Consider the following 25,907-nt stretch of genomic DNA (forward strand, 5'->3'; position numbering starts at 1 on the left):
TACTCATTCATTCAAATATCTAGATAAATGTTGTTCACACGTTCATTGTTGAGCCATGAATAGCGAATTTTTGAACCCCGATTCCGTGGCCGTGCATGGTGGCCGTGAGGACCTGCAGGCGCTGGGTGTCCACGCGCTTCCCCTTGACCTGTCCACCACGAACCCGCTTCCCGACATTGAACGGGGCGGGGATTCCTATGAGTCCATGGCGCTCGGCGGGCACCCCCTGGCCGACGGCGGCTCCGTGTACGCGCGGTTGTGGAACCCCACGGTTGCCCGCTTTGAATGCGCCCTGGCCCAATTGGAAAAGGCGCAGGCGGGGGTTGCCTTCTCCTCGGGGATGGCAGCCATGACCGCTGCCATCCTGGCCAGCAAGGCCACCGCCCAAGCCACCGCCCACGCCACGGCCCAAGATGGTGGACGCAGCACCGGCCAGCCGCATGTGGTTGCCGTTCGTCCGCTGTACGGCGGCACCGACCACCTCCTGGCCTCCGGCCTCTTGGGAGTGGAGGTGACCTTCTGCACGGAAAACGAGGTTGCCGCCGCCATGCGCAACAGCACCGTCCTGGTGGTTTTGGAAACGCCGGCAAACCCCACCCTTGATCTGGTCGACATTCGCAACGTGGTGGCTCAGGCGGGCGGCGTGGACGTCCTGGTCGACAACACCTTCGCCACGCCCATCCTGCAAAACCCCATCAGCCTGGGTGCCGCCATGTCCCTGCACAGCGCCACCAAGTACATTGGCGGCCACGGCGATGCCGTGGGTGGTGTCATCGCCTGCAGCGAGAAAACCGCAGAAGCGCTGCGCCGGGTCCGCGCCATCACCGGGGCCATCTTGCACCCGCTGGGAGCGTACTTGCTGCACCGCGGCCTGACCACGCTGCCCATTCGTGTGCGCAGTCAGCAAGAGAGCGCCCGTGTCATTGCCGCCTGGCTGGCCAACCATCCGGCGGTGGAGAAGGTCTATTTCCCGGGGAGCGACGGCGATCCACGGTCCCTGCTGCAGCACCAGATGCGTGGTCCCGGAGCCATGGTTGCGATCACCCTGCGCGGCGGCTTTGACGCGGCCAACCGATTTACCTCGGCCGTGCAACTGTTCACCCATGCGGTTTCGCTGGGCGGCGTGGACTCACTCATCCAGCACCCCGCCGCGCTCACCCACCGCCCGGTTGCCCCGGAGGCCCGGCCTGGTGCCAACCTTGTCCGCCTCTCGATCGGTCTGGAGGACGTTGCTGACCTCATCGCCGATCTGGACCAGGCGCTCAGCCCGCTGGGGTGCTCCGCGCCGGACCCCCGGGTGGAAGCCGCGGTGCTGTAGGGGGAAAAATGGGCATCGCGGTCTGGGACCAGCCGGTCCACAGCTGGTTCGTGGCCCGGCGCAGTCATGGGGCAACGATCCTCTGGGAAATCGTCACCGCGGTGGTGCTCGCGTACCTGTTGCTTTCGCGCCACAGCACCACCGTGCTCCGGGCGGTTGCGGTGATTGCCGCCGTCGTGCTGATCCCGGCGGTAGCCATCAGCCGGCTCTACCTGGGCTTTCACTGGTTCAGCGTCGTCATGGCCTCCGTGGCGCTGGCTGTGGTGATGCTGGGGCGGGTCCTGGCTGTGGACACGTGGCAGCCGCTGCAAAAATACTCCATCGCTGCACGGCGGCCGAAAGCTGTTCCGGAGCCTGCCCGGCAACTGCCGCAGCCGTCTCCCTGACCATGTCCGACGCCGTTTCCCGGGTTTTCGCCGGCAGCCTCTCCTCGCGCGCGGCCAGGGCAAGATAGCGGCACAGAATGCCTGTGAAGAGACTGCCGTCGCCGCCTCCCGGCTCCAAGCGAATCCCCTCCCCGGGCGTGCGGAGTTGGCGGGCAACCGCGTCAATCAGCCCGGCGGTTTGGTCCAGGTACTCGGGCTGCCCCAGTTCCAGCAGTGCGGCCAGAATGGGGCCCTGGTTGTACGTGTAGATGGTGTTTTCAACGTCGCGGCCCGTGGCTGATGGGTGGATGCCGTCCACATAGAGCCCCAACTCCGGGTCAAAGAGTTCGCTGCGCAGCCACTCAACAATGCTCCGGGCCCTATCCACCTCGCCCATCCGGGTGAAGTGGAGTGCGGCGGGACCATTGGCCGGGGTGTTCTTGAAATCGCGTTTGCGGGACCAGTAGATGCCGCCGCCAAGGACCATGTCATGGGCAAGGTGCAGCTGTTTGTGCAGGGCGCTGACGGCGAACCGGGCCAGCGGTGTGCGGCGGCCTTTAATCTGCAGGTGGAGGTCGTTGAGCCGCGCGGCTGCCAGCGCCAGCCAGGCCATGTCGTCATAAAAATAGTTGGGAAAGCGCAGAAAGTTGCGAATCATGATGCCGCGCAGCAGGCGTTGTGCGCGTTGAAGTTCCTTGGCTGCGGCCGCCCCTTTTCCTGTGCTGAGCGCAAGGTGGGCCGCATCGATCATGGCGTCCAGATAGTGGGCCTGCCACCAGTAGTTCCAGGGGGATTGCGGGGTGGGGCGCGGGCGGCGGGTCACCTGTCCATCACCGGCGGCGTCAACGGCGCCTAGCCAGGTTCCGGGCAGGCCCATGAGGCGGTGGCCAAAGCGGGTATTCACGTCCGAGCCGGCTTGTTCGGCGAGCGCCGCCCAGTGGGCGGCTGTGGCTCCGGCCGTGGTGGGCTGGAAGTGGTTGCCTGTCATGGCACCAAGCGTACTGTTTGGCCGTTCCGAAAAGCTCCGTCACGCGGGTCCGCCACCACAGAATTTCAGTTAGTATTCATTAACGCAATCATTTCTGGGCCCGGTTCGCTTCGGGCCAGCCTCAACGAGGAGGATCCATGGAAATTTCACACAATGGCACCGTTGCGCTGATTACTGGCGCTGCGTCCGGCTTGGGCGAGGCAACGGCGAGGCGGCTGCATGCGGCGGGGGCCGGCGTCGTACTCCTTGACCTGCCAAGCTCGAAAGGCGCAGAACTGGCGGCGGAGCTGGGGGAGCGGGTCGTGTTTGCCCCGGCCGACGTCACCAATGAGGCGCAGGTTCAGGCCGCGGTGGAGGCTGCCGCGGGGCTCGGGACGCTGCGGGTGGTGGTCAACTGTGCAGGTATTGCCACCCCCGGCAAGGTGCTGGGGCGCGACGGCGTACTGCCGCTGGAGCAGTTCAGCCGCGTCATCCAAATCAACCTCATAGGCACGTTCAACGTGGTGCGGCTGGCTGCCGCGGCCATGGCGGCGGCTGAACCGCTGGCCGGAGAGTTCGGCCCCGAGCGCGGCGTCATTGTGAACACGGCGTCCGTGGCGGCCTTCGACGGGCAGATTGGCCAGCCTGCCTACGCCGCATCCAAGGGTGCGGTGGCGGCCATGACTTTGCCGTTGGCCCGCGAGCTGGCGCGGTCGCTGATCCGTGTGGTCACCATTGCGCCGGGCATTTTTGAGACTCCCATGCTGGCGGGGCTGCCGCAGGCCGCGCAGGATTCGCTGGGCCAGCAGGTGCCGCACCCCTCACGCTTGGGCAAGCCCGCCGAGTACGCGGCCCTGGTGGAGCACATTTGCGCCAACGCCATGCTCAACGGCGAGACCATTCGTCTGGACGGCGCCATCCGGATGGCACCAAAATGACGCTTTCTCCTGCCGAGCTGCCCGGCGCCGACTTTTACGGTTTTGCGGCGGCGCTGAGTGCTGACGAACAAGCCAAATTGGCGCAGTTGCGTGTTTTCCTGGCCACTGAGGTGACCCCGCACGCCGTCGGCTGGTGGAACAACGCCGAATTCCCTGCGCAGATTCTGCCCAAGATTGCTGCCTTGGAGCTGGCAGCACCGGACCGCCGCCGGTTCAGCCACTTGTTCACTGGCCTGGTGGTGGCCGAAATGACGCGGGCGGACACCTCCTTGGCCACGTTCTTCCTGGTCCACCACGACCTTTTTGTCCAAGCCCTCATCGACTTTGGCACGCCGGAACAAAAGGAGCGGATGCTCCCGGACGCCATTTCCCTGCGCAGCACCGGCGCCTTTGCCCTGACGGAGCCCGACCATGGCAGCGACGTGGCGGGCGGGATGGTCACCACGGCCCGGCGGGTCATTGACGACTCCGGGACCCACTGGGTGGTCAACGGCGCCAAACGCTGGATTGGCAATGGCACGTTTTGCGACCGCATGCTGCTCTGGGCCAAGGATGCCGATACCGGGCAGGTGCGGGGCTTCTTCCTGGACGCCACGCTGCCCGGGGTGACGCGTACCAAGATTGAAAACAAGATTGCCTTGCGGACCGTGCAAAACGCACACATCACCCTGGTGGACGTGCGCGTTCCGGAACACGACAGACTCGCATCCGTGAATTCATTCGAGGACATCAACAAGCTGCTGCTCAGCTCGCGGATCTCCGTGGCCTGGCAGGCGGTGGGGCAACAGCTGGCGGCCTTTGACGTGGCCCGGGCCTACGCCGTGGAACGCAAGCAGTTCGGGAAACCGCTCGCTGCCTTCCAGATGATCCAGGACCAGTTGGTCAAAATGCTGGGCAACGCTACGTCGTCGCTCGCCATGATGGTCCGCATTGCAGCCCTGCAGGACGGTGCGCCCGGATCTACAGCGTCTGCCGGTTCGGCAGCGGGACCCACCATGGCCCAGGTGGCGCTCGCGAAGGCGCACACCACTGCCGCCATGCGCGAAACCGTGGCCATGGGCCGGTCCATCCTGGGTGGCAACGGCATTGTCAGCGACTTTGGCATGGCAAAGATCTTCGCCGACGCCGAGGCCATCTACACCTACGAGGGATCGCACCAGATCAACACCCTCATCGCCGGCCGGGCCATCACAGGCGTATCAGCCATCGTCTAGCCCTCCTTGCAACTAGCCCGCAGAAAACGCCGAAAAACACGTCCAAATCGTGAATTTTCGGCGTTTTCTGCGGGTCAGTTCTGTGGGGCAACGCGCACGAGATGAGCGCTGGTGATGAAGGGCAGTTGCCCAGGGCCTATGCGCAAAGCTGAAATCTGCGGTGACGCATGACCCCTACAGTGCGCCCCGACTTTGACCATGCGCTTCGCTAGCGGCCAGCACGGCGCAGCTTTGTCACTGGCGCCATGCTGGGTAACGGCCTAGCGCATAGCCAAAGTGGCTTCGAGTCATGCGCCATGCCAGCACTCAAGTAGGCGCATAAACTGCCGCCACACCACAGGCACAAGTGGCTGCGCGGTTTTGCTTAGCGCAGGTTGCACTCGCCGCCTTCCACGGACACCGGCAAGGTGTTGCCCTCCGACGGCGCCGGGCACGTGCCATAGTCGGTGAACGCGCTGGGGTAATTGATGGTGCGGTTGAAATCCACCACCACTGAATTATCGGGACGAGGCTTGGTCAGCTCCAGCTTGCGCCAATGGGAGCCGGTAGTGTCCGTGGCGTCGGCAAACGTGACTATCAGCGAACCCAAGGGGCCTTGTTCCGCGGCCAAGCGGTAGGCGTTGCCGGCAAGGTCAAAAACAACGTCGCCCACCAAGACAACCATTCCGGGAACCTCCGGATGCGCCGTCTTGATGGCCGCAGTGCGCGGCGCGCTGTATGGTTCAAACTTTCCGGTGACCACCAGGGCGGGGTCGTAGTCAAAGACAGGCACAGCCGTGAATTCTGTCAGGGTGGGGGACTGAGGATCGCGGGTGCGGATCATGTACCGGTTGGCCCGCATGCCCAGTTCAACAACAACGGATCCGGATTTTACCCACAGGACGGATTCTTCGTCGGACAGCTGGACGGAAATGGTGCCCCCCACCGCTTCCCCGCTTTCCATCAGCGTCAGGTGATCCTCGGCGCTGGCGGTGAGGAACGCCGTCGTGCCTTCAAAACTCCACAGCCCGGGGAGGTGTTGCAGGGGAGACGGGACCGGCGGCAACCACTGGAAGGAGGTGAGCGTGAGCCAGCCGTGAGGGGCGGCGAGCGCCGCGTTGCGGCCTTGGCGGAACCGTTCCCAGCGCTGGGTGAGGCGGTCGAGTTCGGTGCTGTGCGTGCTCATGGGGCTCCTTGCAAACTGTGGTGTTGCTCTACGGTAGGCACAACCCTTGGGGCCATATTGCTATTCCGGGGTGAAAGAATGGTGCCATGGCTACAAACTCACCCAACACAGCGCTGAACAAGGACATGACCCGGTTTGAACTGGGCACTACCGCCCCGCTGGACGCCGAGCGCACCCAACTGACATTGACCCGGCACTACGCCGTGACGCCCGAGGTGCTGTGGCTCATGCTGACCGATCCGGAAAAGACCCCCCTGTGGTGGGCCAAGGTCCGTGGGAAGGCCAAGACAGGGTCCTCCTTTGACTTGAAATGGCTCAACGTCAAAGACGAAGGCCACGGGATCGAGACCGACTGGTGGAACGGGCGCGTCATCAACGCTGCAGAGCCGCACGTCCTGGAACTCTCCAACTCCATGCACGGGACCATTCGCGTGGAGCTCACCCCCACCGAGACCGGCACACAGATGGTGTTCAGCAACATCATTTCCGTTCCGGATGAGGTGGTGCTGATGTCCCTGGCCGGATGGCATGTTCACCTGGATCATTTGCAGGAAGCGCTGGAAGGCAAAAGCGTTGACTGGCAGCACTGGTGGGATGACTTTTTCCCGTGCTGGCAGCAGATCCACGCCCTTTACACGGCGGCCCAGCGCTGACACTATTTGAGACGGATTGGCTCCGGCGCACCATCCCCAAGTAGGATCCAAGCGGCCCTGTCTTGGGCCCTACCGTATCCAACGTCGCATACGAGCACCCCAGATTCACAGACCGTAAGGACGCTGACTCATGAGCTCAGACTTGCAAGCAAACCTGCCGGGCACCTCGCAGGACCCGGAGCAGGACACCGATCTACGCCGCGACGTGCGCCGCGTCAGCACCTTGCTGGGCGAATCGCTGGTCCGCCAGCACGGCCCCGAGTTGCTCGCCATGGTGGAGCAGGTCCGTCTGCTGACGAAGGAATCCAAGGAAGCTGCCCGCGGCGAAAGCGGCACAGGCCCTTGGAGTGCCAACGACGTCGCCGTGCAGGTCCGCGAAGTACTCGCCTCCCTGCCGTTGGAGCAGGCAACCGACCTGGTCCGCGCCTTTGCGTTCTACTTCCACCTGGCCAACGCCGCCGAGCAGGTGCACCGCGTGCGCAGCCTGCGCAGCCGCGCGGACAAGGACGGCTGGCTCGCCAAGGCCGTCACCGAGATTGCCGACAAGGCCGGCAAGGACGCGCTGCAAAAGGTTGTCAACGAGCTGGACGTGCGCCCCATTTTCACGGCCCACCCCACCGAGGCATCCAGGCGCTCGGTGCTGGATAAGATCCGCAAGCTCTCCGACATCCTGTCCACACCCTCCGAGGAAGGCAGCAGCACCCGCGCCCGCCAGGACCGGAAATTGGCTGAGATCATCGACCAGATGTGGCAGACGGATGAACTGCGCAAGGTCCGCCCCACCCCCTTGGATGAGGCCCGCAACGCTATTTACTACCTGCGCAACATCCTCACCGACGCCATGCCGGAGGTGCTGACCGAACTCAGTGACCTGCTGGCCGAGCACGGTGTTTCACTGCCTGCCGACGCGGCCCCGCTGCGTTTCGGCACCTGGATCGGTGGCGACCGCGATGGCAACCCCAACGTCACCCCCGAGGTGACGCGCGACGTGTTGATCCTGCAGAACCAAAACGCCGTGAAGATCTCCCTGGTGCTCATCGACGAGCTGCTCAGCGTCCTCTCCAACTCCAGCGCCCTGTGTGGTGCTGATGCGGAGCTGACCGATTCCATCGCCACCGATCTGGCGAACCTGCCCCACATTGATCCCCGCGTCCTTGAACTCAACGCCGACGAGCCCTACCGCCTCAAGCTCACCTGCATCAAGGCCAAACTGATCAACACGCAAAAGCGCGTGGCCAATGACTCCTACCATGAGGTGGGCCGCGATTACAGCGAGACCGCGGAGCTCATTGCCGACCTGGAGTTGCTGGAAGTTTCGCTGCGCAACAATTCTGCGGCGTTGGTGGCCGACGGCGCCCTCGCCTCGGTGCGCCGGGCCATCTCCTCCTTCGGCCTGCATCTTGCCACCTTGGACATTCGCGAGCACGCAGACTACCACCACGACGCCGTCGGGCAGCTCATGGACCGTGTTGGCGAGCTGGGCACACCCTACGCCGAGCTGGACCGTGCTGGGCGCCTGGCCGTGCTGAGCACCGAGCTGGCCAGCCACCGCCCGCTGTCCGGCCACCCCATCAAGCTCGATGGCATTGCCGACGGCACGTACGACGTCTTCCGTGTAGTCCGCCGCGCCCTGCGCACGTACGGCCCGGACGTCATCGAAACGTACATTATCTCCATGACCCGCGGCGCCGACGACGTGCTGGCGGCTGCTGTGCTGGGCCGCGAGGCCGGTTTGGTGCAGCTCACGGGCGATAATCGCTACGCCAAGATCGGCTTTGCCCCGCTGTTGGAAACTGTTGACGAGCTGCGTGCCTCGGCAGAAATTGTCGACCAGCTGCTCTCCGACCCGTCCTACCGCGAGCTGGTCCGCCTCCGCGGCGACGTGCAGGAAATCATGCTCGGCTACTCGGACTCCAACAAGGAATCCGGCGTCATGACCAGCCAGTGGGAAATCCACAAGACCCAGCGCAAGCTGCGCGACGTTGCCGTCAAGCACGGCGTGAACGTGCGCATGTTCCACGGCCGCGGCGGCTCCGTTGGCCGTGGTGGCGGACCCACCTACGACGCCATCCTGGCCCAGCCCAATGGCGTGCTTGAAGGCGCCATCAAGTTCACCGAGCAGGGCGAGGTCATCTCCGACAAGTACTCCCTGCCAGAACTGGCCCGTGAAAACCTTGAGCTGTCACTGGCTGCCGTGATGCAGGGTTCGGCCCTGCACCAGGCCCCGCGCCACTCGGACGATGACCTGGGCCGCTTCGGCGAAATCATGGAAGTTGTCTCCGACGCAGCCTTTGGCACGTACCGGACCTTGATTGACCATGAGGACCTGCCGGCCTACTTCCTGGCATCCACACCGGTGGAGCAGCTGGGCTCTTTGAATATTGGTTCACGCCCATCCAAGCGCCCCGACTCGGGCTCCGGCCTGGGCGGATTGCGCGCCATTCCGTGGGTGTTTGGCTGGACCCAGTCACGCCAGATCGTGCCGGGCTGGTTCGGTGTTGGCTCGGGCCTGAAGGCCGCCCGCGAGGCCGGCCGTGGTGCTGAGCTGAAGGAAATGCTGGCGCACTGGCACTTCTTCTCCTCCACCATCTCCAACGTGGAAATGACCCTGGCCAAGACGGACATGGACATTGCCGCGCACTACGTGGCCACGCTGGTTCCGGAACCGCTGCACCACCTCTTTGCGGCCATTCGCGCCGAGTATGACCTCACGGTTGCAGAAGTTCAGCTGCTGACGGGCGAGACCGAGCTGCTGGACAACCAGCCGTTGCTCAAGCGCTCACTGAACGTCCGCGACCAGTACCTGGATCCCATTTCCTACCTGCAGGTGGAATTGCTGCGCCGCGTTCGTGAAGCCGACATCACCAAGGCCGACGTGGACGAGCGCCTGCAACGCGCCATGCTCATCACCATCAACGGAGTGGCCGCCGGCCTGCGCAACACCGGCTAACCTGCACCCGCTCCCACTTTTTTGGGAAAAGACGGCGCTTGCGCAAAAAGACACCGTTCCACCGGCGTCCCTTTGCGCAAGCGCCGTCTTTTTTGCGTGGTCCCCCATTCCTCTAGGCTGGAACCATGCCTTCCTTCCGCGCCACCATCCAAATCACCGGCCTGCGCCCGGGCCACGCTCCCGAGGAAGTCATGGATGTGGCGGTTGCCGCCGTTGGGGCCGCCCATGTGGTGGAGGCCAATCAGCTGGACATTGTGGCCGGAACCCCGCGCATCACGGTCCGTTTCATGGTGGAGGCCAGCGAGTACGACGCCGAGAACCAGTTTGCGCGCAACGCTGCGGTTTCCATGGCGCACGGGATCAATACTGTGGCCACCACTGGCGCGCTGCGCACCGCCCGCCGCTCGGCTGGAAAGTGGCTCCCCCTCTAGTTCAATGCAACTAGCCCTCCCCGCGCCCTCCCTGCCCTCGCAAGCTCGGCCAGGGAACCCTCGGGCGCGGGGGCCCACCAAACGCCGAAAAATCTATAAAAAACGCCATTTTTCGCCATTTTCTGCGGGCTAGTTTGACATGTGACACGGATCACGTGAAATTCACCGTGAGGATTTCGTCACTCGGTACGCCTTATCCATGTAGGCGCCGCCAGGCACCGAGTTTGAAGCAATCCAAACACGAAGAATTTCTGGAGTGATTATTTTGACTATTCAGCCTCAGCCCAAGAACCCCGCTGCAACAAACAACCCTGCAGCCAATAGCGCAGCAACAAAGCAGACTGGCACCAGCCGTGGCACCACCACGGTGGCAGACGGCGTAGTCGCCAAGGTCGCCGGCATTGCCGCCCAGGACATCCCGGGAGTGTTTGCCCTCGGCGGTGGAGCAGCCCGGGCACTGGGATCGCTCCGCGAGGCCGTTGGCCAGAAGGATCTCACCCAGGGCGTCAGCGTCGAAGTGGGCCAGACGCAGGTTGCAGTGGATGTCACCATCGTGGTGGAATACCCGCACCCGTTGCAAAAGGTTGCCGATGCTGTCCGTGACGCCATCTACTCGGCCGTTGAGGACGTAGTGGGCATGGAAGTCACCGAAGTCAACGTGTCCATCACGGACATCCACATCGACGCCGACGAAGCCGATGAGACGCCCGCCCAGGTCAATCGCACCGACCACGACGAGCAGCGTGAACCGCGCGGCTCCCGCGTCTCATGACCCCCGCCCAGACGGGAACGGCCGTAGCCGCCGTGCTGGCCATTAGCGCACTGTCGTTTGGCTTCTGGGCCATGCTGTTGGTGGCGATTTTCATGGTCATCGGTGCCGTAGTGGGCGGTGCCGTGGCCGGCCGGTCATTGGGCCGCACAGTGGATCTGCGGGGCGTTGTTGATGCCCTTCGCGGGAAGCGCACCTCCTCATGAGTGCCGGCACGCTGGCCTCGGTGCGCGGTGACAGTCAGCAGATCCGCCCCACCACGCGTGCCGGGTACACCACTATTTCCCCAGGCACCATGACGCAACTGATCACAGCGGTTGCCGCCGAGGCCTGCAACGTCCCCAGCAAGGATGTCCGGGCCAGCCTGCGCGACGAGCAAGGACAACTCAGCGTCCAGCTCGCCGTGCCCCTGGCTCTATGGGACCCCGCGCGGATGGGGAACGACGGCGGCACCATCTTTGAGCGGGCGGCTGCGGCTAGGGCGCTGGTTGCCGCACGCATTCAAGAGCTTGCCGGAACCGCTGTGCGGCGGGTGGACATCCGCTACACCGGCATTCATGGCCAGGACCACAGAAAAGTCAGGAGAGTCCAGTGAGTAATGCGCCAGCAAGCAAGGCACCAGCAAAATTGCAACGAGCTGTGCGCCGGCTGGGCCTGCGCGAAACCCACTCCAGCAGGGCGGCCCTTTCGATCGTTACCGCGGCGGTGCTGGTGGCAGTGTTGGTGTGGCTGATGGTGGAGATGGTCCTCTCGGCCACGGGAAATGCAGCTCTGCTGATGTCCCCGGCTGAGCTTGCAAGGCGCACAGCCACCGTTGCCACGGAAACTATCCCGGGTGCCCTGGTGGCAGCCGGTACGGTGCTGGCAGTTCTGGGCATAGCCTTGCTGGCGGCAGCCGTAGTGCCAGGGCGCAAAGCACGGCACATCATGGGAAACCCCGGGGGAACCAGCAACCCGCGTTCTGCCGTGGTGGTTGACAGCGAAGTGTTGGCAGCGGCAGTTTCCCGGATCGCCCGCACGGTGGCCAAGATAGCGCCGGAACAAGTGTCCAGCAGCGTTGGGCGCAAGCGTATCGACGTTGTGCTCCAGCCGGGCTCCGGCCTGGCAGCGGACGCGGATAGCGTCAAGGATGCCGTGGAACGTGAAGTGGCCGGCTACGGACTTCGCCGTCCACTGGCGGTCACCGTGTCCACTCCGCAGACCAAAGCGAGCCTGCACCAGGCGGTGGGCGCATGAACGGCACCCGCCGCGGACTGAACCGCACGCTTCTGGCCTTGCTGGGCCTGCTGCTCATCGCAGCCGCAGGCCTGGGAATACTTGCCGGCACCAGCAGGGGATTCGCCCTGTCCTGGACCGAGGCCGGCATGGACGTCTGGGCCCGCATCCAGGAACAGCTGGGTGCGGCCCGGATACCCGGAACAGAGATCAGCTGGTGGACAGTTGCTGTGTTTTCGCTGCTTCTGTTCGCCACCGTGCTGCTGGTGTGCTGGATTGCCTCGCAGGGGACCGGCCGCAGCAACCAGGTGGCACAGATGCAAAGCGAGGCAGGGGACACCACTGTGGACACTGCCGTGGTGAGCCAAGCCGTGAAGGCTGCCTTGGCACAGAATACCCACGTGCTGTCAACGTCCCTGCAGTCCTGGAAAACCAAGGGCGGCTCCGGAATCACAGGCACCGGGCTGAAACTCAGTGTCCAGGCCCGCAAGGGAGCCTCACCGGTGGAACTGGCCAACGACGTCGAACATCTGGTCACGGAAATCGACGCGCTGCTGGGCACCCAAATCCCGGTGCTGGTCCGCATCACGTCCGGCACCCGCAGTAAATTTGCCCGCAGCGAACGCGTGGCGTAAGAAAATAACCCTATGCAGCAATCAATAAGGAGTACATTATGGGACTGAATGAGAAGATCAGCAACAGTGCAGAAAAGGGACTCGGCGCTGCCAAGGAAAAGGCTGGCCACGTGTTGGGCAACCCGGATCTGGAACAGGAGGGCCGCGTGGATCAGGCATCAGCGTCGACCAAGCAGGCTGGCGAAAAGATCAAGGACGCGGCCGGCGAGGTGGGCGGGGACATCAAGAGTGCCGCCCAGAAACTCAAAGACGGCTTCAACAAGTAACTAGCTTGAACACGCAAATAACCGAACGAGGAGAACATCATGGGTTTCTTTAGTTTCATTCTTCTGGGCCTCATTGTGGGCGTCATCGTCAAGGCCGTCATGCCGGGCAAGGTGGGCGGCGGTTGGGTCACCAGCATCATCTTGGGTGTTGTTGGCGCCATTGTTGGCGGTTTCCTGGGAACGCTCATCTTCCGCACGGATCTGGGCTCCTTCTTCGACATCCGGACGTGGCTGCTGTCCATCGGCGGCGGTCTTGTGGTTGCAGCAGGGTACGGCGCCATCAAGGGCCGCAACTAAACACCGTGCAGCATTGGCCGGCAGGAGCTTCCGTTCTGCCGGCCAATGCTGCGCATGGGCTCATCGTTGTCCATGGGGGCAACGCTGTTGAGCACCGAGCACGGACATGGCGGGGACATCAAGAGAGGCCAATACCGGTGACACGATTACACAATCCAACGGGCAAGCTCGCCGACGCCCCTGACGCTGTTCTGGCGGAGCGGGCCGGCGACGGCGATGTGGCCGCATTTGAGGCCCTGGCCCGGCGGCATGGACCGCTGATGCGGGCCTATGCCCGGCGCCTTGCCCGGACCTACGACGAGGCCGACGACGTAGTGCAGGACGCGCTGATCACGGCGTGGAAGGACATTGGGTCTCTGCAGGACGGGACAGCGGTAAAAGCGTGGCTGATGCGGATCGTGGGGCGTCGGGCGGTGGATGCGGGCCGGCGTCGAAAGTCCCATGGGAATGTGGACGAGCAGCCGGAGACGGCCGACAAGGCTCCCACTCCCGATCAGGCGGCCGTTGCGGGCTCCGCGCGGCAGGCGTTGAGTACTGCGCTGGCCCGGCTGCCCGAGGAACAACGACGATGTTGGGTCTTGAAGGAATTTGGTGGGCAGTCCTATGAGGAAATTGCCGAGGCGCTGGGCATCAGTGCCGCCAGTGTTCGTGGCCGGCTGGCCAGGGCACGGACAACGCTTGTGAAGGAAATGGAGGAATGGCGATGAACCACACGCAAGATTGCGGCAGGCACATCGAAGACCTCAGTGATTACCTGGACACTGGCGCCTCCCCGGACGCAGAACACATTGACCACTGCCCGCAATGCCAGGCGCGGCTGGCGGGGCTTCGCAGCCTCAATGCTGCGGCCATGGAGTTGCTGGACGACGACGTGGCCAGCGCAAGTGCAGGGGATACAGGTTGGTTGGATGGCATCTTGGCAAACTTGAAGCTGGAGACCCGGGCCGGACGGTCCATTCCCTTGGAAGGCGGCGATATGGAGGACTTGAGCGCGACTGAAGGCTCAGTCATTGCCATGGTTCGCGCCGTGGGAGACTCCCTGGGCGGGGTGCTCATTGGGCGCTGCCGGCTTGAGGGTGATGTGAGCGTCCCCGGTGCGCCCGTGGAAGTGAACATTAACGTCTCAGCCCGTTACGGCTACCAGCTGCCGTCGCTGGCGCAGGAACTGCGGGAAGCTGTTTTGGCGCAAATTTTGGTACAAACTGAACTGAATATTGCAGCCGTCAACGTGGCATTCACCGACATGCGCCCGCCATTGGGGGACGGTACCCGGAATGCAGAGGCGCCTGAAAGCACGGAAGAGGGAAAGCAGTGAGCTTGGAGGAGGACATCCACAACATGGTGCTGGGTGCGGACGGGGTAGCCGCCGTGTACTCCGCGGATCCGCTCTGGCTCAATGCCGTCAAGGCGTTGGGGGCGCTGTTGGGACCAAACGGTGAGCCAGCGCCGGTGCCCTTTGTTGTGTGCACCGAGGAAGCTGGCCTGGCCGACGACGAGTCCGGTGCGGGTGCCACGCGGCCCGTCATGAGTGTCCAAGTGCGGATCGGCACCGACGGCACGCTGCCGGCGCCCGCCACAGCGCGTTCGGTGGCGGCCCTGATACGTGCACAGGTGGCGCTGCAGCGACCCGAGGTGGATGTCAGGGCAGTGGTGGCGATCGCCGCGATCGGTTCCTGACCCGCTTTGCAACTAACCCGCAGAAAACGCCGAAAATCGCACCAAAATCGCGAATTTTCGACGTTTTCTGCGGGTTAGTTGTGGTTCGGGAAGGCTGCAAGCTCCAGCTTCGAGGAGTACGTCACGGGTTCGCGGGTCAGCGGGTCAATGAAGGAAATGCTGTGGGCCAGCAGCTGTAACGGTTTGGTGTAGTCATCCGGCGCCTTTTCGTGCAGGACAGGGTAGAACGAATCGTTGAGGATCCCGATGCCTTGGGATGCCATGTGCACGCGCAACTGGTGCGTCTTGCCCGTGTGCGGGGCCAAGTCATACAGGCCAAGCTTCTCGCCTGTAGATTCATCCACGCGCGTGTCCATGAGCTCAATCCGGGTTTCGGCGTTGGGCTCGCCGGGAACTTCCTGGGCTAATAGGTAGGTGCGCGATTTGATCATGCGGCTGTGCACCACCAACGGCAGTTCCAGGTCTTCGCGCACGGGTGCCACTGCGCGGTACGTCTTTTGGATGCGCCGCTTCTCAAACAGTGTTTGGTACTTGCCGCGGGTGTCCGGGTTGGCCGAGAACAGCAGCACTCCGGCGGTCATCCTGTCCAGCCGGTGCATGGGCACCAGCTCGGGCAAATCCAGGAGCACCCGCAAACGCACCAGCGCCGATTCCTGCACGTACATGCCCCCGGGCGTGGTGGGCAAAAAGTGCGGCTTGTCCACCACAACAAGGTCGTCGTCGTGGTGTAACACGGACAGTTCCACGGGCAGGCGTTCTTCCACGGGGACTTCGCGGTAGTACCAAATGAACATGTGCTGGTTCAGCGGTGTTGCGGGGGTGATAATTTCGCCGTCCAGCGCCATGACTTCGCCGCGTTCAAACCTGTCCACAATCCCGGCCGGGTCAACATGGCCGAACTTTTCCAGCACAAACTCCATGGCTGTTGTCCAGGGACCCTCATCGGGGATGCGCACGCGGGTGGCATTGACGCCATTGCGCACGGGAAGGGGAGATTTCATCACCATTCAAGGGTACCGACGGTTCGTCATGGCGCTGACCATGCCCCTGACAACTGTGCGGATGCTCGAAAGCACGGGGCCGCCCGCACCCGCTGATCGCCTAGGCTGGAAGCAACACTGCCGGAAGGACTGTCTGTGTCTGATCAATTCATCGCACACCCCTCACGCCGGATGGTGGTGGCAGGCGCCCTGGCCGTGCTCGGACCGGCCCTCGCCGGATGCGGATTCTCGGTCCGCAAGTCAAGCGGACCACCCGACTTCACCCCGGAGGAGTTGGTGGACAACGCCGAACTCTCCACCCTTGACGAGCTCGGGATCGCCCGGGCCAAGGCATCACGGTCCCTCCGCCTGGACTTTCGCGCCGGGTCCATCGCCAAGTCCGACGTCGGGCTGCCGGACACAGCGTATGGCCCCGACGTCATCGCCAACGAAGGGGAGAAACTTCGGCTGACCATCGCGGGAAGCAGCGGCACGCTCGAGGCAGACACCAACCATGTTCGCTTCGTGACAACAGACAGCAGCCCGGTGTTGGATGTTGTCCACTATTTCCTGACGGCAGAAACTCTTGACGAATATGTGGCATTGTTGCGAGATGCCGTGCACAGTTACGGCCTTGACGCAGACCCGGTGGAACGCTGGATTACCAGCACTCAAGAGGAGCCCGGCAAGAAGTCAAGCTATGCCGTTGGTGTCGGGAAAGCCTTGGGGTTCAACGTTGAATACGATCTCCGCTACGACGGCAGCAAGACCACGCAGGTCATCATTGTGGGCGTTTCAAAGCTGACATGACCAGGCAGCTGCCTTCAGCGGATGTTGCTGGCGGCCCCGACATTGAAATAAGGAGACCGGAACCATGGCAAAACCCTTGGACAGCACATTGTGGGCCCTTGCGCATGCTGAGCGTGCGGCCCTGGCTGACGATTTGGCCGGACTCACCACTGAGCAATGGCATCTGCACACGCTGTGCGGGCAGTGGGATGTTGAACAGGTGGTTGCGCATCTGAGTGCGGCGGCGAGCGTGGGCCAGTGGCAATGGATGCGCAGCATGCTGGGTGCGCGCTTTCGGCCTGACATCCACAATCAACGCCGTCTGCAGGAGCACCTCGGCAGCACCCCGGCTGAGACTCTTGACCGGTTCCGTGCCGTCATCAACAGCAGCCTCGCGCCATCGTCCCACACCCCGGCATACCTGGGAGAAATCCTTGTCCACGCACAAGACATCCGCCAACCACTAGGGCTGACCCGCACACCGTCGATTGAGGCGTTGACGCCGGTTGCGGAATTCTACGCGAGCCGCAATTTCGCAGTGGCCAGCGGCAGCAACGCCAAAGGCCTGCAGCTGAAGGCAAACGACGGGCCCTTCGCTGCTGGTGTTGGAGCCCTGGTCACCGGGACGACCCTGGCCCTGGTCATGGCAATGGCCGGACGCGCGCCCTACCTCGAGGACCTGGAGGGACCCGGCGTGCAGATCCTCAAGTCACGGGTCATGGGTACCGGGCACTGACCGCCAGACGCCACCCATGGCATGATGTTGCCATGGGTGATCTGGAGGTCAAACGGTTGGCCCGCGGCGACGAGGCCGTGGCCGCCGTTTTGTTTGCCATGATGGCTGCGGTCTTTGACGAGGGCAGTGCGCCGCTCTCCGAGGAATACGTGCGGAAGCTGCTCGGCAGTGATTCCTTCTGGGCCATGGCGGCGTTTGACGGTGCGGACGTGGTGGGCGGCCTCACTGCCCACACCCTGCCGATGACCCGGTCCCCGTCGTCGGAGGTGTTTATTTACGATCTTGCGGTCCGCGAAGACCACCAGCGGCAGGGCGTCGCAACCCGGCTGGTGGATGAATTACGCACTGGCGCTGCCCGGATAGGCATCTACAACGTATTTGTCCCGGCCGACAATGAGGACGCGGGTGCGTTGGAATTTTACCGAGCCCAGGGTGCTGACGCCGCGCCCGTCACGTTCTTCACCTTCACACGCTAGAGACCGCCGGGGCCTGGCATCGCGGACACCAGTAAATGTCCCGCGCCGCCCGTGCGGGGTTTGCCGGATCGGCCAGGGTTGCGTGCCTGATCAGCGAGCCGCATCGCTTGCACGGTTTGCCGGCCAGCCCGTACACCCATGCCGCGGCATCGCCCCGCGCCGGACCACCCGTGGTGGACCGCAACGACCTGTCCTTGTTGGCCTCAAGCAGCCGTTTTGCCAGCGCCACCATCCGCGGCAAGTCTGGCACCTCGGCCACTGCAACAGCAGGGTGCACGCCGCCCAGGAAGCACAGGTCATTGCGGTAAATGTTGCCGATTCCGGCCAGGTTTCGTTGATCCAGCAGTGCCAGTCCAATGGCCTGGTCCGGGTTGGCAAGCAGACGGCGCAGGGCCTCCTGCGCGTCCCAATCCGGCCCCAGCAGATCAGGCCCAAGATGCCCGACGGCGGCCGCGGCCTCGGTCGGCGTGAGGACTTCCAGCGTGCCCAGAGAAAACCCCACCGCCGTTGCCAGCTCCGTTTGCAGCACCACGCGCGCCGTGAATGCGGGCCGCCGCCAGCGCCCGGCCCGGCCGCCCGGGGCCACAGGATAAATGTCCCAGTGGCCTTCCATGGACAAATGCGAATGGATGACAGCTCTGGCTCCATTGGCACTGCCGCCCACCATCATGAGCAGGTGCTTGCCCCTTGACTGGACGGACGTCACTGGCTGACCGCTGAAGTTCAATGTTGCGTACGCAGGCACCCGGAAGTCAGTGGCTGTCAGGGTTTGTCCCTCAAGGACGGCGCGCAGATCCCGGGCCTGCCGCCAGACGGTGTCGCCCTCAGGCACGGATCCGCACTCCGCTGGGGGAACTGTAGGCTCCGGCAGCCAACAACGCCGCTGCCAGGGGGGTGTCCAGAATCCCGGCGCCGTTCACTTTTTCAATGGCCATCTTGTCGATGGCGCCACGCTTGACTACCTGAACCAGGGCGGCGCCCGCCAGGGAAATGAGGACCGGATCGTCACTGAAGCACAGCAGCGTGCGCCCGCCGCGTTCCACGTACAGGACCAGTGCGCCGTCGACCATCACCACCAGCGCGCCGGCCTTGCGCCCGGGGCGGTGACCGGAATCCAGCGGCGGCCAGCTCAGTGCGGCACCGTAGGGATTGGCGGGGTCTGTGGCGGCCAGAGCCAAGGCCTGCGGCGCGCGGTGGCCCAGGGCTGCGTCCTCGCTGAAGGTCCGGAGCCTGTCCACGGTGGCGGAGACGGCAAACTGGGCGGCACCCAGATGCTCGATGAAGTAGCCGCGGCGGCACTTTCCGGTTTCCTCCAGCCGGGCCAGCACCTTGTACATGAGCCCAAACCCGCCGGGAATTCCCTGATTCATGACGGAACCGCGCGTCACCACCCCATACCTGTCCAGGAACAGCTCGGCCAGGGCGTGGCTGCGCAGCGTGGTCTGTGTGCTGGGCTCCGTGGTTGGATCAGCCAGTGAAGTGGGCAGTGCGCTCCAGCGGCCGGCACCCAGCGGGGGAACCCCGCGTTGCGCGCCCGCAGCCCGCCCCGGCAGCCGGCCATAGCGCCCAGCCCGGGCAGGGCGCAGCCGCGAGGGGGGCGCTTTTTGCTTGTGCGCCGTATGCCCGCCGGCCAACATGGCACGAACAGGGGCAAACGTGTCATTGCTGATCAGCCCGGCCCACAACAGGTCCCACAAAGCGGCAGTGAGCTCGTCATCTGAGGGCACAACGTCGGGGCCGTGGGCGGCCATCTCGCGCAGCTGGTGGAAGAAGTACGCGCCCCCGTTGCTCAAGGCAGCCAAAACACCCTGATGGAGCTCGGTGGGGGTGAAGTCCTGGGCCGGCGGCAGGGTCAGCTCGGCGGATTCGGCCACATGCAGGCTCAGCCAGCCGTCGTTGGAACCCAGGGAGCCGGCGCCGGAGACCAGGACCTCGCCCGTGGCCGTCAGCTCATCCAGCATGGCCGGACGGTAGTCCGCCACCCGCGCCGCCAACACCAGCTGCTCCCACGCCGACGCCGGAATGGGCACCCCCGCCAGTTGGTCAACCACTGTCAGCACGCCGTCCAAACCTCGTAAGGCTGGTGCGTTGGATGCCGCCGTGACGTGCTGCCAGGCGGGCAGGAACCGCGCAAAAGTGCTGGCGTCCACGGGCTCAACCTCCGCCCGCAACGCGGCGAGGGACCGGCTGCGCAGCTGCCGCAACACCTGAATGTCGCACCACTCGGAGCCGCCATCGGGGCGTGCGAAACCAGCCGGCAAAAACTCACCCTCGGTGACGCGTTTGTCTGTTGCGAGCCGGGCCAATCCTGAATGGACGACGGCGACCCCAAGGCCCAGCCGAGCGGCCACGTCCGCCGCGGTGAAGGGGCCGTGGGTGCGGGCATAGCGGCCTATGAGGTCCCCGAGCGGATCGGCCACGGGTTCGATGAATGCCAGCGGCACGCCCATGGGCAGCGGGATGCCAAGGGCGTCGCGCAGCCGGGCCGCGTCCTCGATGGCGGCGAACCGTTCCTCGCCCGCCATGTTCACGCGCAGGGCGCGGTTCGCGGAGACGAGTTCGGCCAGGTGCGCGGCGGACTCGGCGAGATGCTCAGCCGAGGCAGCAGGCTCGGGCAAAGTCCCGGCGTCGTTGCTCCCCGCATCGCTGGACGGGACAAGCCTCGCGGCAACCTCGCTGACGGTGAGCGGGCCCAGGAGGCGCAGCAGGTCCGCCACGCCTTCGAGTCCGCGGGCGCGGCGGTCGCTGTCCTTGCCACTGCCGGCGAGGCGCTGCAGCTGGGCTTCGGTGGTGGCAATGACGCCGGGGTCCAGGAGTTCGCGCAGCTCGGCCCTGCCCAGCAGTTCATCCAGCAGCGCGGGGTCCAGGGACAGTGCTGCCGCGCGTCGCTCGGCCAGCGGGGAATCGCCCTCATAGAGGAAGCTGGCCACATACCCAAAGAGCAGCGAGCGGGCAAAGGGGGAGGGCTCGCTGGTGGTGGTTTCCACCATGCGCAGCTCGCGGCGCTCAATGCTGGTGGCGATGGCCTTCAGCGCGGGGAGGTCGTATACATCCTGCAGGCATTCGCGCACTGTTTCCAACACGATGGGGAACTGCGGGTACTTCCGCGCCACATCCAACAGTTGGGCGGAGCGTTGGCGCTGCTGCCACAGGGGAGAGCGCTTGCCGGGGTTTTGCCGGGGCAGCAGCAGTGCCCGGGCGGCGCATTCGCGGAAGCGGCTGGCAAAAAGGGCCGAGCCGCCCACCTCCGCCGTGACAATCCCATCCAGTTCATCGGGTTCAAAGATGAACAGTTCTGCGCCCGGCGGTTCGTCGTCCATGAGGGGCACCCGCAGCACAATGCCGTCGTCGGACGCCATGGCTGAGCCGTCCAAGCCGTAGCGTTCGTGCAGCCGGGCGGCCACGGCCAAGGCCCACGGGGCGTGGACCGGCATGCCGAAGGGGCTGTGCAGGACCACACGCCAGTCGCCCAGCTCGTCATGGAAGCGTTCCACCATGAGTGTCTTGTCATCGGGGACCTGTGTGGTGGCGGCCTTTTGCTCATCCAGGTAGCCCAGCAGGTTGTTGGCGGCCCATTCGTCCAGGCCCGTGGCCGTGCACCTGGCCAGCGCCTTTTTGCGTGGCGCCGCACTGACCTCTCGGATGAAAGCACCCAGCGCCTTGCCCAGCTCCACCGGGCGCCCCAGGGAATCGCCCTTCCAAAATGGCAGCTTGCCCGGCTGGCCAAACGCGGGGGAGACCAGCACCCGGTCAAAGGTGATGTCCTCAATCTTCCAGCTCGTGGCACCCAGGGCAAACACGTCGCCCACCCGGGATTCGTAGACCATCTCCTCGTCGAGTTCGCCCACGCGGCGCCCGCCCTTGTTGGCTGCCCCGGCGGCCCCTGGTTCCTCCGAACCAATAATGAACACGCCAAACAGGCCACGGTCCGGGATGGTCCCGCCGGAGGTGACGGCCAGCCGTTGCGCTCCGGGCCGTCCAGTGATGGTGCCGGCCGTCCTGTCCCAGACGATGCGCGGGCGCAGCTCGGCAAACTCATCGGAGGGGTACCGCCCTGCCAGCAGATCCAAGGTGGCGTCAAAGGCCGAACGCGGCAGGGCCAAAAATGGCGCACTGCGGCGAACGGTGTCAAACCATTCGTCCACATCCAGAGGCTCCAGCGCCGTGGCGGCCACGGTTTGCTGGGCCAAAATATCCAGCGGGTTTGCCGGGATGGAGAGCGGCTCTATTTGGCCGGCCAGCATCCGCTCCACGGTCACGGCCGAGTGCAGCAGATCGGCCCTGTGCTTGGGGAACAAGATTCCGTCGGAAATCTCGCCCACCTGGTGCCCTGCGCGGCCCACACGCTGCAAACCGCTGGCCACCGACGGCGGCGACTCCACCTGAATCACCAAGTCCACGGCGCCCATGTCAATGCCCAATTCCAGGCTGGAGGTGGCCACCACGGCACGCAAGCGCCCGGACTTGAGATCGTCCTCAATGAGCGCCCGCTGCTCCTTGGACACCGATCCGTGGTGCGCCTTCGCCAGCACGTTGGGTGCACCGGCCACGGAGCCGGCCTGCGCCATCATTTCCGCCGGCAGCCTCGTGGGGGACGGCCCTGACTCAGGCGCGGACCGCCACTGTTGCGCCGGGGAGGGTTCGACGTCGGCCTCGGTCGCGCCTGTCAGGGAAGCAAGTTCCAGCCGCTCCACGTAAATCTCGTTGAGTCTGCCTGTGAGCCGCTCGGCCAGTCGGCGCGAGTTGGCGAAGATGATGGTGGATTTCTTGGCCAGCACGGCGTCCACAATTTTTTCCTCCACATGCGGCCAGATGGAGGCATTGGGCGCAAGGCCGGAAGCCGGGCCAAGATCGTGGGCAGCGGCCAGCGCAGGCAACTCTGTCATATCCGCAACGGGTACGGTGACGGCCAGGTTCCAGTTTTTGGTGCTGGGCGGGGCCACGACGGTCACGGGTGCGTTGCCGCCCAGGAAACGGGCCACGGTGGAGTGTGGTTCAACCGTGGCGGACAGGCCAATGCGTTGGGCGGGGGTGTCCAGAAGGGCGTCGAGGCGTTCCAGCGAAACAGCCAAATGTGCGCCGCGCTTGGTGCCGGCCACCGCGTGGACCTCGTCAATGATGACAGTGTGCACGTCGGTGAGGGTTTCGCGCGCCTTGGACGTCAGCATCAAATACAGGGATTCCGGCGTGGTGATCAGAATGTCCGGGGGATGGCTGAGCAGGCGGCGGCGTTCATTGGTCGGGGTGTCCCCGGAGCGGACTCCCACGGTGACATGCGGTGCTTCCACACCCAGCCGGGCAGCGGTTTGGGTGATCCCAATGAGGGGTGCGCGCAGGTTCCGCTCCACGTCGACGCCCAAAGCTTTCAGGGGGGAGATGTACAGGACACGGGTGCCTTTTTTGAACGGGGGTGCAGCTGAAGCCGGGGAGCCCGGTGCAGGGGAGGTGTCCGCCGTCGAACCTTCCCTGGCAATGAGTCCGTCCAGGGACCACAGGAAGGCGGCGAGTGTCTTGCCTGAACCGGTGGGTGCCACCACCAAGGAATGTGCGCCGCTGGCAATGGCGTCCCAAGCCCCGGACTGGGCTGGTGTTGGGGAGCCGAACGCGCCAAGAAACCATTCGCGCGTGGGTGCTGCGAATTGGTTCATGACTGCTGTTGGCGAAGTTGCTTGCACGGCTCCATCATGCCGCATTGGACTGACATTGTGGCACTGGACACCGGCTCGTCACATGCTGCGGGGTAGACGTGTCGCGCGTGACACGCCGTACTGTCCGCGAGTGTCTGTGCCTAGCGGTAATCTAATCGGTAGGGGTGGCAATGGTTGCCGTTGCCAGTCCATAGTTTTGTTGCGCGACTGGCCGTACTCCTGAAGCATCCGATGGCCGGGAGGACAAGGCAGTGAAGACAAAGCATATTGGGAACAATTGGGTCCCTATGCTTGGTTTGTCGTTGCTGTTTCTCGTTTCCGGGGCCATCAGCATGGTGGCTGGGCGCGGCAATGGCGCCTTTGCCGGTGTTTTTGTTGTGGGCACCCTGGTGGTTGGTGCCGCCAGCGCCGGGTGGCTGTGGAAGCACCCCTCATGGTGGCTGGCCCCACGCAATCACTACTTGTACCTTGCCGGCGGAACGCTGTTGGGAGTCCTGCTAAGCGCCCTGATTCCCTTCCTGCACGGCTGCGGCCCCTGGGTTGTGCTTGGCGCGGCAATAGTCACATACGGCAAGTTTGAACGGTTCCGCTTCCTGATGACTTTGGGCGGCAGCGTGGCGTTTGCCGGCCTGCTGGCCATGGTGATTCAAGCAGACGTTCTGGGCGGCGCACTTCACCTGCTCTCGGCTGGCATCCTGGCTTTTGCCGCCAACAAACTCTACGTGCTGCGCCACGGAACCCGCCGGGAATCGCAGGACAGCGACCCCGGATTCATTGGCTCCTTCGAAGAGTTTGATCCCGAAGAAGCACTCCGCCCCTAGCGTGCGCAAACCAGCAAGCGCAAACGAGCGTGCATAAACCTACGGCTGGAACGCTCCGATGCTCAGCAGCTTGATGGCGTCATTGCTGCACGCCGTCAAAGCGTGGGGGATCGCCAGGCTGTCGGTTGCGCTCGGTGGGTAGACCAGAACTGAATCGGCCTGAACTTGCTGGCAGTCCTGGTAGTTGCCGGCCTGGGTGTAGCGCAAAACTGCTGCTGCGCTTTGCCCCGGCGCCAGCGTGATGGGCCCGTTGGAAGGTGCCTGCGGGTCACGTTCGGCCGGCGCGCCGATGGGCGTGATGCTGCCGGCCTGGACCATGGAAACCCCGGGATAGCCATCCAAGATGCAATCCGCGCCGGAAGAATTGGCCACGATCAACTTCATGAAAATGTGCCCCGCCGCGCCGCCGCCCGAATCATCCAGTGAGCCCGTCAAGAATGCAGCCGTGCATAGTGGAGTGGCTGCCGGTGTGCTCGCCGAGGTGCTGGGGGCCGCGGTTGGCGCGGACGACGGCGTCCCTTCAGTGCTGCTGGCGGTTGCCGTTGCGCTGGGGCTGGCACTGGAAGCTTCGGGAGTCGGCGGGGTGTTCTGCGGGCCACACGCTGTCAATGATGCCCCTATGCCGAGGACTGCGAGCAAGGCGAGTGCCTGACTGTTGCGGAATCGGCCGGTGTGGGTGCGCTGAGCGGAAGTCATGCCTCCACTTTTGCCGTCAGAGGTTCCCGAGTCAACCGGCCCCGCCGTAAAGCCCCGTAGCTGAAACTCGTCCCGCGGGGCAGCAGGTCAGCGTCAAAGCTGGCTGCCCCGCGGGATGGAGCGAAAAGGGGCGGTTATGCCTTGCGGCTGGTGCGCCAGAATGCCAGGCCACCGAGGATCAGCCCGGCCAGCCCGGCACCCAGGCCCAGCCAGGCCGGCCAGGTGGTTCCGGCGTCGCTCGCGGAAGCGGAAGAAGCAACAGAAGCAGCAGCATCGTGGCCGTCGTGGGCGTCCTGCGCCACCGCGGCAGTGACGGTCAGTTCGGGTGCCGGGGCTTTCACGGAATCGTGGTCGGCACCAGCGGCAGGGATTTCCTTCCAGTCCGTCTGGCCGGTTTCACATGTCTGCAAGGTGGGGAAATGCAAGGTAGTTCCGGCCGTTTCGGGCAATTGCACCGACAAGGTGAACGTGTCGCGCTGGTGGTCGGCCAGCGGTGTCTTGGCCGTGTAGGTGATGGACTCGGTGCGCTCACTGATCTTGCTGCCGTTGGCCAGGGTCCGTGGGGTTTCCAGCTTTTGCTGGGCCGTGGTGATGGTCCAGTTCGGGTTGACCGTGGGCGTGGCGTCGTTGAGCTCATCGGGCAAGGTGATGGTGACGGCGGTGGTGGGGGATCCTTCGCAGCCGTGGCCTACCGAGAATGTCACCAGCGAGTAGGCGCCGGCGGCTGTTTCGGTGGGGGTGGCGCTGACGTGGGCGGAGGCACTGCCCAGCCCCAACATCATCAGGGACGTGGTGGCGCCAACGGCAAGAGTGGTCTTGAGGGTACGGGAAATACGCATGGGTGAAACCTTTCGAACGCGCAAGGGCGCAAAGTACAGGGGGGAATGACACCCTGCGAGTT

General features: G+C 64.4%; 27 protein-coding genes. 20 read left to right on the forward strand and 7 right to left on the reverse strand.

Annotated features, from left to right (window positions below):
• Positions 1-55 precede the first annotated feature (55 nt).
• Positions 56-1,318 carry a trans-sulfuration enzyme family protein gene (locus tag CVS28_RS01470; RefSeq protein WP_103480388.1) on the forward strand — a complete coding sequence of 421 codons (1,263 nt, stop codon included), beginning with the start codon at positions 56-58 and terminating at the stop codon, positions 1,316-1,318.
• 237 nt (positions 1,319-1,555) lie between these two features.
• Here the strand turns inward: CVS28_RS01470 and CVS28_RS01475 are convergent, their stop codons facing one another.
• Positions 1,556-2,671, reverse strand: coding sequence for a glycoside hydrolase family 76 protein (locus tag CVS28_RS01475; protein ID WP_103480389.1), 1,116 nt, complete (start codon positions 2,669-2,671; stop codon positions 1,556-1,558).
• Positions 2,672-2,808: 137 nt separating this feature from the next.
• On the opposite strand from CVS28_RS01475, the gene CVS28_RS01480 reads away from it, so the two are divergent.
• Complete coding sequence (locus CVS28_RS01480; protein WP_103480390.1) at positions 2,809-3,588, forward strand: SDR family NAD(P)-dependent oxidoreductase; 780 nt, start codon at positions 2,809-2,811, stop codon at positions 3,586-3,588.
• Positions 3,585-4,802, forward strand: coding sequence for an acyl-CoA dehydrogenase family protein (locus CVS28_RS01485; protein WP_103480391.1), 1,218 nt, complete (start codon positions 3,585-3,587; stop codon positions 4,800-4,802). Before CVS28_RS01480 ends, CVS28_RS01485 begins: the two co-directional genes overlap by 4 nt.
• Before the next feature lie 364 nt (positions 4,803-5,166).
• Here CVS28_RS01485 and CVS28_RS01490 read toward each other — a convergent pair whose 3' ends face one another.
• The gene (locus tag CVS28_RS01490) at positions 5,167-5,967 is read right to left on the reverse strand and encodes a DUF1684 domain-containing protein (protein ID WP_103480392.1); all 801 of its coding nucleotides are present in this window, start codon (positions 5,965-5,967) and stop codon (positions 5,167-5,169) included.
• Positions 5,968-6,053: 86 nt separating this feature from the next.
• Between CVS28_RS01490 and CVS28_RS01495 the strand changes: the two genes are divergently transcribed.
• The 13 genes from CVS28_RS01495 (at position 6,054) to CVS28_RS01555 (ending at position 14,860) form a co-directional block, all read left to right on the forward strand.
• Positions 6,054-6,620, forward strand: coding sequence for an SRPBCC domain-containing protein (locus CVS28_RS01495; protein WP_103463989.1), 567 nt, complete (start codon positions 6,054-6,056; stop codon positions 6,618-6,620).
• A 130-nt stretch (positions 6,621-6,750) separates the two neighbouring features.
• Positions 6,751-9,570, forward strand: a complete 2,820-nt coding sequence (ppc, locus tag CVS28_RS01500; protein WP_103463990.1) for a phosphoenolpyruvate carboxylase — start codon at positions 6,751-6,753, stop codon at positions 9,568-9,570.
• 125 nt (positions 9,571-9,695) lie between these two features.
• The gene (locus CVS28_RS01505) at positions 9,696-10,001 is read left to right on the forward strand and encodes a hypothetical protein (RefSeq protein WP_103480393.1); all 306 of its coding nucleotides are present in this window, start codon (positions 9,696-9,698) and stop codon (positions 9,999-10,001) included.
• 265 nt (positions 10,002-10,266) lie between these two features.
• Positions 10,267-10,773 carry an Asp23/Gls24 family envelope stress response protein gene (locus CVS28_RS01510; protein ID WP_423716373.1) on the forward strand — a complete coding sequence of 169 codons (507 nt, stop codon included), beginning with the start codon at positions 10,267-10,269 and terminating at the stop codon, positions 10,771-10,773.
• Positions 10,770-10,976, forward strand: a complete 207-nt coding sequence (locus CVS28_RS01515) for a DUF2273 domain-containing protein (RefSeq protein ID WP_103480395.1) — start codon at positions 10,770-10,772, stop codon at positions 10,974-10,976. Before CVS28_RS01510 ends, CVS28_RS01515 begins: the two co-directional genes overlap by 4 nt.
• Positions 10,973-11,365: a hypothetical protein gene (locus CVS28_RS01520; protein WP_103480396.1), complete on the forward strand. Its 393-nt coding sequence runs from the start codon at positions 10,973-10,975 to the stop codon at positions 11,363-11,365. Before CVS28_RS01515 ends, CVS28_RS01520 begins: the two co-directional genes overlap by 4 nt.
• Positions 11,362-12,006, forward strand: coding sequence for a DUF6286 domain-containing protein (locus CVS28_RS01525; protein ID WP_133159021.1), 645 nt, complete (start codon positions 11,362-11,364; stop codon positions 12,004-12,006). Before CVS28_RS01520 ends, CVS28_RS01525 begins: the two co-directional genes overlap by 4 nt.
• Entirely contained in the window at positions 12,003-12,620 is a 618-nt protein-coding gene (locus CVS28_RS01530) for a hypothetical protein (protein ID WP_103480398.1), read from the forward strand. Before CVS28_RS01525 ends, CVS28_RS01530 begins: the two co-directional genes overlap by 4 nt.
• Before the next feature lie 38 nt (positions 12,621-12,658).
• Positions 12,659-12,886 (forward strand): CsbD family protein, encoded by a 228-nt coding sequence (locus tag CVS28_RS01535; RefSeq protein WP_103480399.1) that lies wholly within the window; start codon positions 12,659-12,661, stop codon positions 12,884-12,886.
• Positions 12,887-12,925: 39 nt separating this feature from the next.
• Positions 12,926-13,183 carry a GlsB/YeaQ/YmgE family stress response membrane protein gene (locus CVS28_RS01540; protein WP_103463998.1) on the forward strand — a complete coding sequence of 86 codons (258 nt, stop codon included), beginning with the start codon at positions 12,926-12,928 and terminating at the stop codon, positions 13,181-13,183.
• A 137-nt stretch (positions 13,184-13,320) separates the two neighbouring features.
• Positions 13,321-13,890, forward strand: coding sequence for an RNA polymerase sigma factor (locus CVS28_RS01545; protein WP_243399623.1), 570 nt, complete (start codon positions 13,321-13,323; stop codon positions 13,888-13,890).
• Positions 13,887-14,498: an Asp23/Gls24 family envelope stress response protein gene (locus CVS28_RS01550; protein ID WP_165788024.1), complete on the forward strand. Its 612-nt coding sequence runs from the start codon at positions 13,887-13,889 to the stop codon at positions 14,496-14,498. Before CVS28_RS01545 ends, CVS28_RS01550 begins: the two co-directional genes overlap by 4 nt.
• Positions 14,495-14,860, forward strand: coding sequence for a hypothetical protein (locus CVS28_RS01555; protein WP_103464000.1), 366 nt, complete (start codon positions 14,495-14,497; stop codon positions 14,858-14,860). The genes CVS28_RS01550 and CVS28_RS01555 overlap by 4 nt, the downstream gene beginning before the upstream one ends.
• A 74-nt stretch (positions 14,861-14,934) precedes the next feature.
• Here CVS28_RS01555 and CVS28_RS01560 read toward each other — a convergent pair whose 3' ends face one another.
• A complete protein-coding gene (locus CVS28_RS01560) occupies positions 14,935-15,861 on the reverse strand; it encodes a pseudouridine synthase (RefSeq protein WP_103464001.1) in 927 nt (308 codons plus the stop codon).
• Positions 15,862-15,996: 135 nt separating this feature from the next.
• Between CVS28_RS01560 and CVS28_RS01565 the strand changes: the two genes are divergently transcribed.
• The 3 genes from CVS28_RS01565 (at position 15,997) to CVS28_RS01575 (ending at position 17,841) form a co-directional block, all read left to right on the forward strand.
• Positions 15,997-16,650, forward strand: coding sequence for a hypothetical protein (locus CVS28_RS01565; RefSeq protein WP_103480400.1), 654 nt, complete (start codon positions 15,997-15,999; stop codon positions 16,648-16,650).
• Positions 16,651-16,714: 64 nt separating this feature from the next.
• Positions 16,715-17,365 (forward strand): maleylpyruvate isomerase family mycothiol-dependent enzyme, encoded by a 651-nt coding sequence (locus CVS28_RS01570; protein ID WP_103480401.1) that lies wholly within the window; start codon positions 16,715-16,717, stop codon positions 17,363-17,365.
• A 32-nt stretch (positions 17,366-17,397) separates the two neighbouring features.
• The gene (locus CVS28_RS01575) at positions 17,398-17,841 is read left to right on the forward strand and encodes a GNAT family N-acetyltransferase (RefSeq protein WP_103480402.1); all 444 of its coding nucleotides are present in this window, start codon (positions 17,398-17,400) and stop codon (positions 17,839-17,841) included.
• Here the strand turns inward: CVS28_RS01575 and CVS28_RS01580 are convergent.
• Complete coding sequence (locus CVS28_RS01580) at positions 17,831-18,673, reverse strand: DNA-formamidopyrimidine glycosylase family protein (RefSeq protein ID WP_103480403.1); 843 nt, start codon at positions 18,671-18,673, stop codon at positions 17,831-17,833. The two genes, CVS28_RS01575 and CVS28_RS01580, sit on opposite strands and share 11 nt — an antisense overlap.
• On the reverse strand, positions 18,666-23,534 hold the full coding sequence (locus CVS28_RS01585; RefSeq protein ID WP_207797143.1) for an ATP-dependent helicase: 4,869 nt from the start codon (positions 23,532-23,534) through the stop codon (positions 18,666-18,668). Before CVS28_RS01585 ends, CVS28_RS01580 begins: the two co-directional genes overlap by 8 nt.
• Positions 23,535-23,740: 206 nt before the next feature.
• Between CVS28_RS01585 and CVS28_RS01590 the strand changes: the two genes are divergently transcribed.
• Complete coding sequence (locus CVS28_RS01590; RefSeq protein WP_165788025.1) at positions 23,741-24,310, forward strand: hypothetical protein; 570 nt, start codon at positions 23,741-23,743, stop codon at positions 24,308-24,310.
• A 39-nt stretch (positions 24,311-24,349) separates the two neighbouring features.
• Here CVS28_RS01590 and CVS28_RS01595 read toward each other — a convergent pair whose 3' ends face one another.
• Positions 24,350-25,006, reverse strand: coding sequence for a DUF4232 domain-containing protein (locus CVS28_RS01595; protein ID WP_103480405.1), 657 nt, complete (start codon positions 25,004-25,006; stop codon positions 24,350-24,352).
• A 134-nt stretch (positions 25,007-25,140) separates the two neighbouring features.
• Positions 25,141-25,845, reverse strand: a complete 705-nt coding sequence (locus CVS28_RS01600) for a YcnI family copper-binding membrane protein (protein WP_103464009.1) — start codon at positions 25,843-25,845, stop codon at positions 25,141-25,143.
• Positions 25,846-25,907 lie beyond the last annotated feature (62 nt).

Origin of the sequence: Arthrobacter glacialis, from assembly GCF_002909415.1 — a bacterium.
Lineage (GTDB): Bacteria > Actinomycetota > Actinomycetes > Actinomycetales > Micrococcaceae > Specibacter > Specibacter glacialis.